Source organism: Buchananella sp. 14KM1171 (assembly GCF_041380365.1).
GTDB classification, from domain to species: Bacteria; Actinomycetota; Actinomycetes; order Actinomycetales; family Actinomycetaceae; genus Buchananella; species Buchananella felis.
On the sequence record NZ_CP159981.1, the window covers coordinates 1,068,658 to 1,084,753 of the forward strand.

7 protein-coding genes and 1 tRNA gene are annotated in these 16,096 nt (G+C 65.5%); 3 read left to right on the top strand and 5 right to left on the bottom strand.

The genetic code is table 11. The features are described 5' to 3' along the window. Window positions 1-96: 96 nt before the first annotated feature. Entirely contained in the window at window positions 97-4,680 is a 4,584-nt protein-coding gene (locus ABYF38_RS04205) for a cell wall-binding repeat-containing protein (protein WP_371152890.1), read from the bottom strand. 360 nt (window positions 4,681-5,040) lie between these two features. On the opposite strand from ABYF38_RS04205, the gene ABYF38_RS04210 reads away from it, so the two are divergent. Further along, complete coding sequence (locus ABYF38_RS04210; protein ID WP_371152891.1) at window positions 5,041-5,715, top strand: LytR C-terminal domain-containing protein; 675 nt, start codon at window positions 5,041-5,043, stop codon at window positions 5,713-5,715. 85 nt (window positions 5,716-5,800) lie between these two features. Here ABYF38_RS04210 and ABYF38_RS04215 read toward each other — a convergent pair whose 3' ends face one another. Then, a complete protein-coding gene (locus ABYF38_RS04215; protein WP_371152892.1) occupies window positions 5,801-9,790 on the bottom strand; it encodes a cell wall-binding repeat-containing protein in 3,990 nt (1,329 codons plus the stop codon). A 442-nt stretch (window positions 9,791-10,232) separates the two neighbouring features. After that, a complete protein-coding gene (locus ABYF38_RS04220) occupies window positions 10,233-11,603 on the bottom strand; it encodes a uracil-xanthine permease family protein (RefSeq protein WP_371152893.1) in 1,371 nt (456 codons plus the stop codon). A 253-nt stretch (window positions 11,604-11,856) separates the two neighbouring features. On the opposite strand from ABYF38_RS04220, the gene ABYF38_RS04225 reads away from it, so the two are divergent. Beyond that, a complete protein-coding gene (locus tag ABYF38_RS04225) occupies window positions 11,857-12,207 on the top strand; it encodes a hypothetical protein (RefSeq protein WP_371152894.1) in 351 nt (116 codons plus the stop codon). A gap of 59 nt (window positions 12,208-12,266) precedes the next feature. Further along, window positions 12,267-13,019, top strand: coding sequence for a glutamine amidotransferase-related protein (locus ABYF38_RS04230; protein WP_371152895.1), 753 nt, complete (start codon window positions 12,267-12,269; stop codon window positions 13,017-13,019). 90 nt (window positions 13,020-13,109) lie between these two features. Here ABYF38_RS04230 and ABYF38_RS04235 read toward each other — a convergent pair. Together ABYF38_RS04235 and ABYF38_RS04240 are read right to left on the bottom strand one after the other, a co-directional pair. Beyond that, window positions 13,110-13,196 (bottom strand) — tRNA-Ser (locus ABYF38_RS04235). Window positions 13,197-13,315: 119 nt separating this feature from the next. Further along, complete coding sequence (locus tag ABYF38_RS04240; RefSeq protein ID WP_371152897.1) at window positions 13,316-15,919, bottom strand: cell wall-binding repeat-containing protein; 2,604 nt, start codon at window positions 15,917-15,919, stop codon at window positions 13,316-13,318. Window positions 15,920-16,096 lie beyond the last annotated feature (177 nt).

The following is a 16,096-nucleotide window of genomic DNA, read 5'->3' on the forward strand; positions in this document are numbered from 1 at the left end:
CCTCCCCCTCGACTCGTGAAACGCGGGGGTTTCACGCAGATAGAGCGGTGCCCCGCCGCTAGCGAACCAGCGGCGGGGCACCGTTTCAGTGCAGTGCTACTTCAGCAGAGAACGCACGTGTCCTTCTACTCGACCATTCACCACACCGGTGCCACCAAGGATGGTGACCTCAGCGGGCTTGTGCTTGCTCAGGTACTGCACCACCGAGTTCGGCAGTGCACCCTGGCCGGTCAGCAGCAGGATGCCGTCACGGTTGGCGGCCAGCGCAGCACCCGACAGGGCGTCCGCGTAACCCTGGCCGGAGACCAGGACAACGTTCTTCGCGTCCGGAGCGTAGGCCTCAGCTAGGCGCAGAGCAGTGGCGTAACGGTCCTCGCCGCCGATTACCCGCAGGTTCTGACCAGCAATCCAACCAGCGTTCGTGAGCGCACCGGCGGAACGGTAGCCAACAGCCACTACGTCGCCATTGAAGCGCTGCAGGAAGATCTGGGTAGAACGGTCGATCTGGTCGCCGTTGGAGAGCACGATCGCGGCGTCAGCCAAGCTCGCCACCGCGCCAGCAGACAGGCCGTCCGCGTAGCTCAGGCCGTCCACCACAAAGACCCGCTTAATCGGGGCAAGGCGGTTGACCTCGCCGGTGATGAGCTGGGCCGTCTCGAAGCGGCTGGAGCCTCCCAGGCGGACCACGGTAATACCGGCCCGCTTGAGCGCCCTCTCCACCACGGCAGGAACTGAAGAGGTTCCACCCGTGATGTACACCTTCTCGATGTCTGCCTTCAGCATCGCGCTGAGAACGTCAGCCTCCAGGGCGGGAGCCGAGGTCAGCAGCACCGGGCCATTGACGGCTGCAGCCAGCGGGCCGGCAGCCAGCGCGTCCGCGTAGTTGCGACCGGAGGCCAGCACAGCGGTCTTACCGAACTTGCCCTGCTCCATCACCTTGATGGCAGTCTGAACACGGTCAGCACCGAATACGCGCTTGGTGGTCTCCACCGGCGCCGGCTTGGCGAAGGTGTGACGCCACTCGGCAGTGGCACCCTCAGCCAGCACGTAACCCTCGGTGGCCTCAGCAACCACCACGGTCTCCACGCCACGCTTGACGTTCGTGACCTCACCGGAAACAACCTGGCCATCAATCTTGTAAACCACACCAGCAACGGCAGGAATCACAATCTTGTCGCCAGCCTCACCGTCCGGGTCAACGAACTCCACCGCCTGCGGGGTGACCACAGTGGGCTGCGGGGTAGCCGCAGCGAAGGTGTGACGCCACTCGGCAGTGGCACCCTCAGCCAGCACGTGACCCTCAGTGGCCTCAGCAACCACCACGGTCTCCACGCCACGCTTGACGTTCGTCACGTCACCGGAAACAACCTGGCCATCGATCTTGTAAACAACGCCGGTCAGCGTCGGGATCACGATCTTGTCGCCAGCCTCACCGTCCGGGTCAACGAACTCCACCGCCTGCGGGGTGACCACAGTGGGCTGCGGGGTAGCCGCAGCGAAGGTGTGACGCCACTCGGCAGTGGCACCCTCAGCCAGCACGTAACCCTCGGTGGCCTCAGCAACCACCACGGTCTCCACGCCACGCTTGACGTTCGTCACGTCACCGGAAACAACCTGGCCATCGATCTTGTAAACAACGCCGGTCAGCGTCGGGATCACGATCTTGTCGCCGTCCTCGCCGTCCGGATCAACGAAACGTACAGGCACCGGTGCAACCACAGTCGGCTGCGGCGCCACCACTGCGAAGGTGTGGCTCCACTCGGCGGTAGCTCCGTCAGCCAAGATGTAGCCGTCGGCTGCCTCAGCAACCACCACGGTCTCCACGCCACGCTGAACGTCGGTGATCTCACCAGTAACCACCTCGTCGTTGATCGTGTAAACCACACCCTCAACGGTCGGGATCACGATCTTGTCGCCATCAGCGGTGGCGTCGTTGTCCACGAAGGTCGGCGCCGCCGGCGTCACCGTCTGCAAGGCGGTCTCGGAGGGCAGCTCGATGCGAATCGGAGCAATGTACTCCGCGTTGATGCCGGCGCTGCCGGTGCGGCGAGCCTTCCAGCTCGTGTTGAAGACGACGTAGCCCGCCTCCAGATCCTCTGCCTTCACCGTGTACTTGGGGTAGCAGGTGTAGCCGTCTTCACCGTGGACATTGTTCCAACCACAGCGGTCAGTACCGCTGCCGGAGGCGTAGGTACCCGTGAAAGTGGTCAGACCGTCACCGGCAACCGCCTCAACGTTGTAGCGGTTAGCGCGGAGTTCCTGACCCTTAACGCGGATCGGGATAACGATCACCTCGCCCACCGTGTAGTTCTCCTTGGGCTGGAACTTAGTTGTGTCCAACGTGGCATTGAACGGACGCAGGATAACCCGCTTGCCCTCGGGGACAGTGGTGGAGAGAACCACCGTTCCCTCCCGTTCAGTGGTGGCATCCCATGAGCTTTGCGAAACGAAGTAGCCCCGTTCCATGTCCTCGGCAGTCAGCGTGTGGAACGGTGCGTTAGCGGCGTTCGAGGCGCAGGTGTATGAGGCATTCGGCTCCAAGTTCGCCCAACGACAGTTCGGAGCAGCAGGCGGGGCGAAGTTAGAAAAGTTCCCACTACGCGGGTAGGAGGTAACTCTACGCGTGGAGGAGTTCGTTACCCGGAAGGTCCAGCGCAGCTTGTCACCCACAGAGTAGGTGTTCTCGTCAGCGTCGTTGGCCTTAACCACGGAGTGCAGGCCGTTGTCCACCACGGTCAGGTGAGAAACCGCCACATCGGAGAGGCTGTATAGCGTCACCTCGGCAAGCGAGGTCCACTTGTTCAGCTGGTCACCGTAAGTTCCCTTAGAAACAACCTTCACGAAACGCACGTTCGCGCCATTGAGCGGGACGATGCGCGCAGCCTTGGAGGTGTCCCAGGTGCCTTCAGAAACCTTGGTCATTCCCTCCTGCGTCTCGCCAGCCCAGATCTCGTAGTCCTTGATCTGACCGTTCAAAGACGCGTCCTGGCGGGGCAGGATGCTCAGGTGCACGCCCTGGTGAACCGCGCCGTAGTCAATCGTGATCTGGTGGGGCAGCGGCACCGGGGAGGTCCAGGAGGTGTGCCAGGAGGTGTTGGGCCTGCCGTCCACCGCGTTTGCGGCCGCGTCAGAGGAAGAGTTCTGCTGCGAAGAGTGGGACACAACGGTCACGCCGTCCGGTGCCACCGGGACGACCGGGAACTCGCCCTCACGCAGAATCACGTTGAAGGTGACCTGCTTGGAAGAAGAGGAGCCATCTACGGTGAAGACAACCTGGCCTGTCGCCTGGCCCGCGTTTGCGTACGGGTAGGGCTTGGCAGACACGTTGACGGTGGTGGACTGGCCAGCCTCCAGGTTCGTCACCTCTGCGGTGCCAAAGGTCCAGCCGCTCAGGCCGGTGATGGTCACGCTGCCGGACGCCAGAGCGCCGGGGCCGGGGTTGGTGATGGTGACCGGAACCTGCACAGTCTGGTCACGGTGGATGTCAATCGGGGTGGTCCCCACGGACGCTGCCGCACAGGTTCCGCCCAGCCAGTCCATGTTGAAGCGAGCGAAGGTGATGTCGTTGTTCTCAGCTTCGTACAGGATGCCGATGTTGCCATCGCCCAGCACGCTCATCACCGAGTAGGCCATCGCGCCGTCCTTGAACTGCTTGGCAGCGGTCCAGGTCTGGCCGTCGTCACAGGACAGCTTGATGGTGCCGTTGACGCGGCTGGAGCGGTTGGCGCTGTTGGAGAACAGCAGCATCTTCGCCTTCGGGTCGTCCGGCTGCGCGTTCGGGAAGGGGCGGATGATGGAGGCATTGTTGCCCGGGTCCACCAGCTGCGGGTCGCGCTTGTAGGAGCCCCAGGTCTGGCCGCCGTCCTGCGAGACGGCCACGTAGCGGTCGCCGTGGCGGGTGGTCTGGCGGGAGTTGATCATGACGGAACCGTCAGAGAGTTCTACCAGCTTGTTCTCGTCGAAGTTGTCGCCCAGCGGCTCGCCGCGGTGCCAGGTGGCGCCGTCGTCGTCGGAGTAGAGCACCACAGCGTGCTTCTGGCCGTTCTTGTTCCACACGGAGTACGGCTGCAGCAGGCGGCCCGCGTGGGTGCCGTGGAGGAGCTGGATACCGTTGCCCGAAGTGGCGAACCTACCCTTCCACTCGTTCTCGTGCCCCTTCGTGATGGCATCCGTGACGAAGACCGGCTGCCCCCAGGTGTGTCCGCCGTCGGTGGACTTGACGTAAACGGCGTGCAGCACGTTGCGGTTGCTCGGATCGGTACCGAGCTGAGAGCCCCAGATGCCCTGGTCGTAGGACTTCACAAAGAAGGAGTAGACGTGACCGGTCTTGCGGTCCACGATCAGGGACGGGTCGGAGTAGCCGTGCCGCGGCGCGGCGGGCTGCCCCGCCGCCGCCACAGTCTGGGCACCGAAGGTGGTGCCGTTGTCGGCGGAGGTCTTCTGCACGATCGAGTTTGGCTCGGGAGAGTCCCCGCAGTTGTTCGGGCGGCCGTCCCACTGCGCGATGATCTCACCGTCGTTGTTGGTGGCCAGGGCCGGAATGCGGTAGCAGCGGAATCCTCCCTCTCCACCACGGGCCAGCACCTGCTTGTTCTCGGAGACCGTGGGGTCCACCGCAGCGCCGGAACCGCGCTCGTCAGCGTCGAAGGCCTTGAGTTGGCCAGCCGGAATCGGCGTCACACCGGGGACTGCCGCCGCTGGACTCACCACCGAACTGGGGTCAGTGTCTGGCGAGGCACTAGCTACAGAAGCAACTATCGGTGGCACAAACAGCGCCAAAGTGGCGCCGAGAGCCAACGGCCGCCAGCCGGGGAACATGCTGAAGCTCATTGGAATCCTTACTATTGGGCGTCATTGCCAGGGATATACATGAGCCTAGAGGGTCTTTTCATTTCAGGCAATCTCCTTCCAGACTGGGTGGTGGCCACCCCAACGCCGCCCGGTGTTTTGCCCAACAACGCAAGGAATGGCGCCTCCGCTCAGTCCCCAGGAGGACCGTTACGTCACTGCTTTGCCCTTGTGTCGCGTTATCGTTTGCCCATGCCCCCTACGCTCACCCCGAAGCAGCAACGCAAACAAGCGCTCCAACGCCGCCAGACGATGATCTACGGCGCTCTTCTAGTGGGGATGTCTGCGGTTGGGGTGGGTTCCTTCCTGGTTGCCACTGGCGCGATCCAGGGCCCGTTTGACGTTGGCTTCACCGGAGAGGAGCGCCCCTACCCCGGTTCCGTAGTGCCCTGCCCACCGCAGGACGCCACTGCCCTGCCGTACGGAGAGATCACTGTCAACGTCTACAACGGCTCTCCCCTCACGGGTCTCGCCACACTCGTGTCCTCCAACCTGGAGGGTAGAGGTTTCACTGTCGAGCAGTACGGTAACTACATCGAGGAGTCCTACCCCGGCACCGTCCTAGTCCAGAGCGGCCTGGAGGGTGTGCGAGCCGCCTACACCGTGGCGCAGCTCTTTGACGAACCAGTAATCAATGTTGACGCTCGCCCGGGGGCAACGGTGGAGATAGTGCTAGGCAAGAAAATCACCTCCATGAACGACGTTGCCTCCCCCACTGCCGAATCGACGCCGCCCCCCTTGCAGCCAGCGCGCGGCTGCGTCCCATTCGAGAGCCTGACCGCTGAAAAGCTCCCACCCATCCGGGTCCTCACCGCTATACAGCCTTCAGAGACCGCCACGCCGGCAGAAACCACTAAGGCGGAGTAGCGCTTCTTCGAATCGAATACGGCTCGGGGTGGCCCCACCTTTCGGTGGGGCCACCCCGAGCCGTTTCCTGAGCTCAGGCGCCTAGCTACCTACCCAGCAGCAGGCCCTCGATGCGGGACTGCACTTGAGGCTGGATCACCTTGGTTCCACCAAAGAAGTAGACGGTCCCAGTCGGGCGAATATCCTTGATCACCTCGAAGGTCGGCTGCGGCAGGCTGGCTGCCCGCACTAGGTGCAGCACTCCCCCCTGCCGGGCCAGCAAGGTGGCACCGGTGAGGGCGTCGGGATAATTCTCGCCCGATGCGAATCCAACCTTGCCAGCGTTGGGAGCGAATCGGCGGGCCAGCTTGGCGGAGGTGTCATAGCGGTCGGCCCCAATGAATACATCGAAAGCACCCATCTGCCCCAGGGAGCTGGTTGCAGCCTTGGCGGCCTTGCCACCGACGGCGTAGAGCTCCTTCTGCTTGGCGTTGGCATTCAGGTAGGTGCGGGTCTCAGCAGGGACCTTTTTGCCGTCAGTCAGCAGGATTACCGCGTCCTTCTTGGCCGCGATGGGGGCCGCTGACAGGGCGTCGGCGAAGTTGGTGCCATCCACCAGGAACACGCCACGGGTCTGGCCGCCCTCACCGGTACGCAGCTGGTCCGTGCGTGCCGCGATCTGCGCAGCAGTTGCGAAGCGGTTAGCGCCACCGAGCCGGATCGTCTGGATTCCCAGGCCCTGCACCTGGCTTTCCACCCGCTGGCTCAAAGAACCGGTCCCACCAACCAGGTAAACGGTCTTGATGCTGTTGACCGCGAGCGCCCGCGAAACCCTTGCGTCCAGGGCGCCTGCCGGGTTGAGCACCACCGGTGCGTCCAACTCTGCCGCTAGCGGCACCGCCGCCAGGCTATCTGCGTACGAACCGCTCGTGGCAAGTACTACCACCCCAGACTTAGTGGGATGCTCCGCCCAAATTGCCAGGGAGGTGACCACGCGGTCGGGGCCGGCCAGTCGCTTGCCGCGCACCGGCTCCGGCGTGGCCGTAGTGGAAACAGACGGCTCCGGCGTCGCGGTAGTGGAAACAGACGGCTCCGGCGTGGCCGTAGTGGAAACAGACGGCTCCGGCGTGGCCGTAGTGGAAACAGACGGCTCTGGCGTCGCGGTAGTGGAAACAGACGGCTCCGGCGTCGCGGTAGTGGAAACAGACGGCTCCGGCGTGGCCGTAGTGGAAACAGACGGCTCTGGCGTCGCGGTAGTGGAAACAGACGGCTCCGGCGTCACAGCAACTGCGTAGGTGTGACTCCAGGAAGCCTGTGCCCCCTGAGCCAGCTGGAAGCCCTCTGCAGCCTCAGCGGTGATAACGGTTGCCTGGCCGCGCACCGGCACCGCCACCTCCCCGGTCACTGCCTTTCCATTCAGCTTGTAGACCACGCCCTCCACACTCGGAATGGTGATCTTGTCCCCGTCGATGCCCTCGGGGTCGTGGAACGTCGGCGCCAATGGCGTGACGATTTGAAGCTCCCTGTCCACCCGCACCGGCTTGGGCAGACTCAGCTGGCCCTTGGAAGGGGACTTAATGGTGGCAACGTAGTCGCCGCCAGTGGCGTTGGCCGGGATGAGCACCGGGATCCGGGCCTGCCCGTCGGCGCTAACCCGCCCCACGGCAGTCAGCACCTTCGCGCCATTGGCGAGAGTGACCTCCACGTCCTCGCCAGGCGTGGCGCCTTCAAGCACCACCACTGCACTGTTGCCAGGCTCGGCGATGTGCGGGGCCAGGTGGGTGGCCGCAAACTGCGTCACCTGGTCGGGAAGGGGCTGCGGGGTCACCTCGAACGGGACCCGCCAAGAGTCAGCAACATCCACATCCAAAGCGTCAATATCGAATTCGGCGGCCACCTTCACGCTGGAAGGGATCTGCAGGCGCAGCTTGTTGGCAGCAGGATCCTTCATGCGGGCGGACTTCTTCTCCACGCCGTCAATGAACCACTTGTAAGTGCCATCGCCGGGCAGAACCAGGCTCACGCGCAGCGGCTCGTTGGCCCGGTAGGCCATATCCGTGGTAGCCCAGGTGCCGTTGTCGGTGTAGGCCAGCTTGCCGGTATCCGCCAGGGACACGAAGGCAGCCGGGCGCTCATCCTGGGTGAGCAGGTGGATACCCAGCGCCGCGTCGAGCTGCTTGGCGGTCACGGTGAAGCTGACCACCTTGGGGGCGGCGTTTCCGAGCGGAATGACCACCTTTGTGGTCGGCGGGTTGTTCATTGCGCTGCGGGAAAGCCTGAGCAGGCGGTTGTCTGCGTCCGTCACCACACCAGGTGTGGGGTTCTGGGAGCGGGTCCAGCCGGCGGGAACTGCGCCCTCGTCAACCTGCTCGAAGTCCTGCCCCCACCCGGTGGGCGGGTTGGTCCGAGCCACCGTCAGCTCAACCGGGCTGGCCGCCACCGGCGTCTCGCCAGCGAATGCGGAGGCAATGAGAGCGTAAGTGCCGTCATGCACGGCCGGAGCCAGGTTCAAGGGCACCGTCACCTCGGCAGAGCCCTCTGCGGGGATTTGGGCCTGCACATAGTCACCGCTCAGACCAACCGCGCCGGCCACACCAACCTGCACGTCTAGGTCGCGGTGGCAGGTGGAGGAGGCGTCGAACGCGGCGCTGACAGCAGTGCCGCTCTCGATGCGCAGCTGAGCCTTCGGGGTCAGGGATACGCGACAGGTCTGCGCCTCTCCCGGACCGGCGGCGGTGACCAGCGGCTGCGCCAGCGGCGGTTGGAAGGCACCCAGCTCAGCACCAGCGGCGCTGTAGGGACGCCCCGCGTAGTCGCGCAGCTTGCCCGCCCAGTCCAGGTAGTTCCAGGCAACGCTCTTGCCGGTGGGGGCGGTAGCCAACTGGTAGGCGTACGGGTTTAGCTCGCCAACCGTGCCAGAGAACGCGGCCGAACCGGCCACGTTGTTGGTGGCCCCAGCAGGGGCAGAGATGTTAGTGAAATGGTTGTTGTTGATGATCAAGCCATCGGCGGGCTTGACGAAGTTAACGGCAGCCCCGGGCTCGGCGTAGAAGAGGTTGTTGACGATGGTCACCTGCGGGGAGGCGCCGTTGGCGTCAGACCACACCGTGGTGCGCGGAATGCCCTTGGAGTAGTAGAAGGTGTTGTTGGCGATCACGCCACCCTGCAGGGAGCCACCACAACCGTGCATGAAGGTGCGGGCCTCGTCGTCGATGGAGACGTTGTTGTGCACCGCAAAGTGGTTGAGTCCCCCATAGCCTTGGGCCGTGTACGGGTCCGGGCACACCAGCAGGAAGCCGCCCTGGTTGTTGTGGGAGAGGTTGTAGCGCACCACCACGTTCTTCGACGCGTGGTCGATGTCAAACGCGTTGGAGTCCAGCGTGTTGCCCACGCCACCGGAGACGTGGTTGTACTGCAACACGATGTTCTCCGCGTTAGCCATCCAGATACCCGCGTTGTAGGCGCGCACACCGGTGTTGAAGCGGTCCAGCCTGTTGTGCTCGGCAACGCCCCCCACGATGTTGTGTAGCACGATGCCGTCACCGCCGATGTTGGTCAGACGGTTGCCGGTCACCAGCACGTTGCGGTTGGGGGTGAATGCGGCGTGGCACTTGTCCTCCCACCGTCGCAGCTCGGGGCGGCGGCACCAGTTGGACCAGAAGTAGATGCCCTGGCGCTGAACGTCCTCGATTACGTTGCCTGCCAGCACCAGATCGGTGAAGTAGGTGGGGGTGGCGCTGCCCAGGGTCTCGACGATAATACCGCCAGCCGCGTTGGGGCCCTTGCCCACAAAAGCCCACGGCTCAGCGTTCGTCGTGGAAGGCATGTAACCGCCCACGTTGTGGATGTAAAGGTTGCGGGCCGTGAAGTGGGGAAGCTCGCCTGCGTCCGTACCTACCACGGAAAGTCCGCGACGCATCGAACGGTTATCACCCGGAGCTTGTAACTCCAGGTTTTCCACCGTGACATACTTCGGGTTTTCAATCTGCAGCGCCCACCGGGCACCGCCAGCGTTGATGCCAGCGCGCTCTGGCCCCTCCCCGTAGTCGGTGACGGTGATAGGCGCAGCCGCAGTTCCTTGCGGCGTGATCGTCACAGCGCCAGTGCAGGTGACGCCACGTTTAAACGCGAGCGTGGTCCCCGGCTCCAGGTTTAGTGCATTGACCTGCGCCACGGTAGTTAACGGTGATTCGAGTGTTCCCACCCCCTGTCCCTGCGTGGACGAACAATCCACATAAATCGTTGACGGCTCTGCAGCCTGCGCAACGGGAGAAAATGTTGCTACCGCTAGAGCGCCTGTCAAAAGAGCAGCAGTTGGCAGATAGGCACGCGTCTTTGCATCCATACACTCACTTTAAGGCAGGATTCTCTGCCCCGGCAATACGCGCTCTTGGGACACCTTTGGGGAGGTGGACGACGTTCCACCGACCCTGCCCACCTCGCACCGCCCCCACTAATGGGAGATAAGGAAACTAGGCCGGGCGGCCACCCCCCAAACAAATGGGGGCGGCCGCCCGGGCGTCGTCGTCCAAACTAAATCAGCCCTCGCTGGGGGCGGCCTCCTTGGCACGACGGTCGCGGTAGGCGTCGGACTCCAACTCCGTGCCGGCGGGCGCGGAGGCGGGGGTGGCGGCCTCCAGGTTCGTGCCGCGCAGGCGGGAGATCAGGCTCATCAGGTGGTAGATGACCAGCGCAGCGGCGGTGCCCAGAGCGATGCCCTTGAAGGTCAGGCCACCGGGGGACCAGGTGAAGTCGGCGATGCCCACGATCAGCGCCACGGCGGCGGTGTTCAGGTTCACCGGGTTGGCGAAGTCCACCTTGTTCTGCACCCAGATGCGAGCACCCAGCAGGCCGATCATGCCGTAGAGCACGGTGGCCGCGCCGCCCAGCACACCCGCCGGGATCGTGTTGATGACCGCACCGAACTTCGGGGACATGGACAGCAGCAGGGCAGAGAAACCGGCCACCACGTAGGCGGCGGTGGAGTACACCCGGGTGGCGGCCATGACGCCGATGTTCTCCGCGTAGGTGGTGGTACCCGAACCACCACCGGAACCGGCCAGGGCGGTGGCAAGACCGTCCGCCAGCAGGGCGCGGCCCGTCACCGGGTCCAAGTTGTCGCCCGTCATGGCGGCAACGGACTTCACGTGGCCGATGTTCTCAGCCACCAGCACCAGCACCACCGGCACGAACAACGCCCAGGTAGAGGGCACGAACTCCGGGGCGGTGAAGTGGGGCAGGCCCACCCAGTCCGCGGCGGCGACCTTGGAGAAGTCCACCTCGTTACGCACCACGGCCACGGCGTAACCCACCAGCACGCCCAGCAGGATGGACAGGCGGCCCAGGATGCCCTTGAACAGGACCGTGGAAACCACGATCGCCGCGATCGTCACCACCGCGGTGACCGGGCCCTGCTGCACGTTGAACCACGCCGCCGGGGCCAGGTTCAGGCCGATCAGCGCCACGATCGCACCCGTCACGATCGGCGGCATGACCACGTCGATCCAGCGGGTGCCCGCGAAGTGGACGATCGTGCCGACCAGGGCCAGCAGCAGACCCACCACGACCACGCCACCCTGAGCGGCGGCCGGGCCGTGAGAGGCCACGGCGGCACCGATCGGGGCGATCAGAGCAAAGGAGGAGCCCAGGTAAGAGGGCAGGCGGCCACCGGTGATCAGCAGGAAACCAAGCGTGCCCAGGGCGCTGAAGAACAGCGTGGTGGAGGGGTCGAAGCCAGTGATGAGCGGTACCAGGAAGGTGGCACCGAACATTGCCACCACATGCTGGGCACCAATGCCGATGGTGATCGGCCAGGCCAGGCGCTCGTTGGGGCGCACAACCGCGCCCGGGGCAATGGAAACGCCGTTACCGTGCAGCTTCCAGAAGTTCGGCAGGAACTTAGATTTCAACAGGGTCTCCCGGTCTTGAATGATCGCGCGTGCGCGACTGCCGGGATTCGAGCGTACCTGGGAGGAACCTGGGTGCCGAGAGGCCAGCGGGCCCTGCGGGCAAAATGCCGCCAAACTCACGCCCCACCCCCACCTAAAACGGCAGGCTAAAGCCAGGCGAGCTTGAGGTGGACAACGTTTCTGCGCATGGTGCAGCGATCCGGCAGGCTAGAGCCAGGAGGACTTGAGGCCGGGCCTGTGCCATGCTTGGGACATGAGCGCTCCGCAGTTTCCCGGCACCGAGATGGTGAATCCCCAAGAGGTATTCTCCGGGCCGGGCTATAACTCACCCAAGCGCGTCACTAGCACCCTGGCCCTGCTCTCGCTGGCCACGCTGCTGCTCTCCCCCCTGCTCGCCCTGCTGGTGTGGCTGTTTGTCGGGTGGCCCCCGGCCACCCTTGTTGTCCCCGCGCTGGTGATCTTCCTGGCCTACCTGGCGCGCTCGGACGTCGCCCGCCCCGGCAGGGGAGGCGCCGCCCTGACCCAGTTCGTGTGGGTGATGGGCTGGACCTCCCTGGCTGTCCTGGCCACGGGGTTGTTGCTGGCGAACCTCGATAGCTTCTGACGCAAACCCTGGGCCCACCGACCCACTTTGCCAACTCTTGAAGAAACTAAGGTGAAGATATGAAGCCTTTTCTCCTGCTGTCGCTGCGCCCCGAGGAATCCCTGATCCGGCGCGAGTACGAGCTCTTCACCTCCCTGGGCAACCTGGAGCCGCACGAGCTGGAGCTGGTCAGCCTCGAAGTGGCGCCGCTGCCCGAGCTCGAGCTGGGCGCCTACTCAGGCCTCATCATCGGCGGTTCGCCCTACCGCCACACCACGCCGGAGGGACGCCGCACCCCCACACAGGAGCGCATGGACCGCGACCTGAACACGGTGCTCACCCAGGTGGTCGAGCGCGACGTTCCCTGCCTGGCCACCGGCTACGGCCTGCAAGCCCTGGTGCGGCTGCTGGGCGGAGAGGTCTCCACCCTGCCGGAGCAGCCCGTGGGCGGCGAGGAAATCCGCCTGACCGCCGAGGGCCGGCAGGACCCGCTCCTGGCCGACCTACCCGAGACCTTCACGCCGTTCGTTGCCCACCACGACGGCTGCACGACGCTGCCGGATGACGTGGTGGTGCTCGCCTCCTCGCGCCGCTGCCCAGTGCAGGTCATGCGCTACGGCACCGAGATCTACGGAGTCCAGTTCAACCCCGAGGTGGACGGGGCAACCCTCCACGACCGCCTGCACGCCTATGAGGAAGCGGGCTTCTACCCGGACGACGACTCCTTCCTGTACCGCATCGCCTTCGCGGCCAGCAAGGGAGACCACCCGGCCGGGCGCATCATCCGCAACTTCGTGGAGCACAACGCACAGCTGCGCAGCCTGGCCCACTGACCCGCTGGCCCGCTGCCTGACCGCAGCACCCTGCCACCTGCCCCCACTGCAGCGAAAAGCCCCGGAGCCGCTTGGCTCCGGGGCGATCTGCGGTAGTGCTGGGATTCGAACCCAGGGTGGCTGTTACACCACACAGCATTTCGAGTGCTGCACCTTCGGCCGCTCGGACACACTACCTCGGGCAGACATCGTACCCGATGGCGGGCCAGAGCCCCACCGCAGCCCGCTTCCCGCCGCTGTGACTTACAGCGCCGAGAAGCAAGAACCACGGCGGGGCTCAGGGGGGCCCGGGCCGGTTAGCGCAGGTGCTTCTTCACCTGGGCGTCGCTAAGCGAGCTCGTACCACCCACCACGGTGATGGAGTTGACGCTCAGCTCGCGGCCCAACACGCGGGACTGCGGGGAGATGCCCTGGCGCGGCACAAGCAGCAGCGCGCCGCGACGCTTAGCAACCAGCGCACCTGCGGAGAGCGCGTCCGGGAAGTTCTCTCCGGTGGCGGCCACGACGTTGTTGCTGGAGGCAAAGGCACGCACCAGGGCGGCCGAGGTCTCGTAGCGGTCGTTACCGATGATCGCGCGCACGTTGCTCCAGCCGCGGGCGGCCGTGAAGGCCTTGCCACCCACCGCGTAGCGGTTGCGCTGACCGATGGCCAGGTTGCGCACCGCCGCAGGCGTGCTGTCGCGCCACTGCCCGTTGCTCCAAGAGATGCGAGTCAGCAGCACGAAGCCACCCTGCTGGCCCGCCGCCGCACCGGCCGCCAGGGCGTCAGGGAAGGACTGGTAGTCGGCCAGCAGGGCAACCCGGTTGGCGCCCTTCGCCTTCAGGTGGGAGCCCACGGACACCGAGGTGGCGAAACGGTCCGCGCCACCAAGGCGGGTGACCTTGATACCGGCCCCGCGCAGCTCAGCCTCCTTCGCGGCACTCACCGAGCCGGTGGAGCCGACGATGAACACGTGGTTCACCTTCCCGAAGGAGAGGGCATCCCTCACCACGGGCTCTAGCTTCCCACCGGAGGTGGTGAGCAGCACGCCCGTGCCGTACTGGGCCGCCAGCGGCGCGGAAACAACGGCATCGGCGAAGTTGTTTCCACTCGTCAGCACCGCGTAGCGCGAGGAGTTGGCAAAGCCACCCTGGCGGTACACGTTCGCTGCGGTATCGACGCGAGAGGCGCCGCCGATGCGGGTCAGGCCGATGTTGGCCTTCGGGTTGGCGGGGCGGCCCGGCAGTTTCCCCGCCGAGTCGTTGTGGCCCCACTGGGTGCGGGCGTAAGAGCGAATCCACTGCACGCCCGACTGCGCGTAGAACGGGTTGCGGCTACCGTCCGCAGCGTTCACCTGGGTCCAGCCGCTCGGCAGCAGCGAGTCCTGGAGCGTGATGCAGCCCGCTGCGTTCATGTAGCAAATGCGGACGTTCATCACCACGGGCTTGCCCACTGCACGCACCCGCTCGCGGGCACCGGCCGGGTGGTAGTAGTAGATGTCGCCGTTAGACACCGCCGCAGCCCACCGCACGTCGTAGTCGGTGCTGGACACGATGGTGGCGGAGATCGGCTTGTGGTTGCCCTTGCAGTCCACGGACTTCTTGCCCGGGCCGAAGTCGAACTTCAGCGTGCCACGCTGCTCGTAGATGAACTGGCGGATCGCGTCCGCAGAGACCCAGTAGGCCAGGCCGGCGTCCTGGGGGTGGGCGATCAGCTTCTCGCCCTTGGGACCCTTGAAGCCAGACAGCGCGCCGGCGCTCAGCACGCCCACGATTTCCGTGCCACGCATTACGGCCGGGCCACCGGAGTCACCCTGGATGGTCATACCGAAAGAGGTACCCGCCATCGTCTGGTCGCCACAGAACTGGCTGGGCGTGGAAACGTAGCCGTTCACGGTCACGCTCGCGTAGTTACGGCGCGGCGGGCCGGGGTTCTGGGCGTCGGGGCCGTAACCGAAGGCGGTGAAGCTGGAGCCGCGCACCGGCTCGGCCTTGGCCACCTGGTAGGGGCGCCTGTTGGGCACCTCGCTGGTCAGCTCCATCAGGGCCAGGTCGCTGCGCGGGTCCAGGAAGACCTTCTTCACGCCGTAGGACTGGCCGCGAGCGTCCGGGGTCGGGTGGAAGGTCACCTTGGAGACGTTAACGGTGTTCTTCGGGTTGAACTTGTGCTGGTCGGAACCGGACACGAAGCAGTGGCGCGCGGTCAGCACCCACTTGGAGCGGGCGCTGCCGGCCGGGCCGATCAGGCTGCCCGTGCACATCGAGCCGCTGTCTCCGTAGGAGCGGATGAAGATCAGGCCCACCGGGCGGGTGGTGGTGTGGTCCCTGGTGGAGCCGTTGTCCAGCAGGTGCGGCACCACCGGCAGCTGGTCGGGCTCCAGGCTCTCCTCGCTCGCGGAGGCCGACGGGCTGGCCGAAGCGGACTGGCTGGGCTCGGCGCTGGCCGACGCGGAGGGGCTGGCGGACTCCGTCGGGGCCGCGCTCTCCTCCCCCGTCGCCTCGCCGGGCTCGGCGCTTTCGTCACCGGGCGCACCGCTCGGAGCGGGGCTCGCGTCAACCGACGGCTGCGCGGTCGCGTCGTCCCCCGGCTCGATGGTGGCGTCCTCGCCCGCGCCGCCGGGGGCGGGAGAGGCGGACGGGGCAGCGGCATCTTCGCTCTGCGCCGGGCTCGCCTCGTCAGCGGGAGCGGAGTCCTCGCCGGCGGCAACGTCGGCCACATAGGGGGAATCCGCGTGGTTGCCGCCCGGGACGGCGCTTCCACGCACCCACCCCTGCGCCTCGAGCGCGGTGGGGGTGAGCCCGGGTGCTGCGGCAACGCCTTCGGGCAGCTGCGCGGCAGAAGGTGCGGTGGCTAGAGCGCTAGTCGGCAGCAGCGCAAACGCAGCCGCTGCGGCAAGCAGGCTCGCAGTTTTCTTCTTCACGATCAACCTTTGTGAGGGGTCTTACGGCACTGCGGCGCACCGAACGGGAAGGACGCGGCGGCCCGCAGCACGGCCATTATTAACCCGGAAATTAGCGGGCCGCAGGCGTTCCGTGCCGCGCAAGGGCGCCCAGGGCGTTGCACTGCACACATGTGCACGTTCAGTGACTTCCGCCAC

Excerpts from the sequence above, each read along its gene's own strand:
- ABYF38_RS04230 (WP_371152895.1), top strand. The coding sequence starts at position 12,267 with ATGAAGCCTTTTCTCCTGCTGTCGCTGCGCCCCGAGGAATCCCTGATC.
- ABYF38_RS04225 (WP_371152894.1), top strand. The coding sequence starts at position 11,857 with ATGAGCGCTCCGCAGTTTCCCGGCACCGAGATGGTGAATCCCCAAGAG.
- ABYF38_RS04210 (WP_371152891.1), top strand. The coding sequence starts at position 5,041 with ATGCCCCCTACGCTCACCCCGAAGCAGCAACGCAAACAAGCGCTCCAA.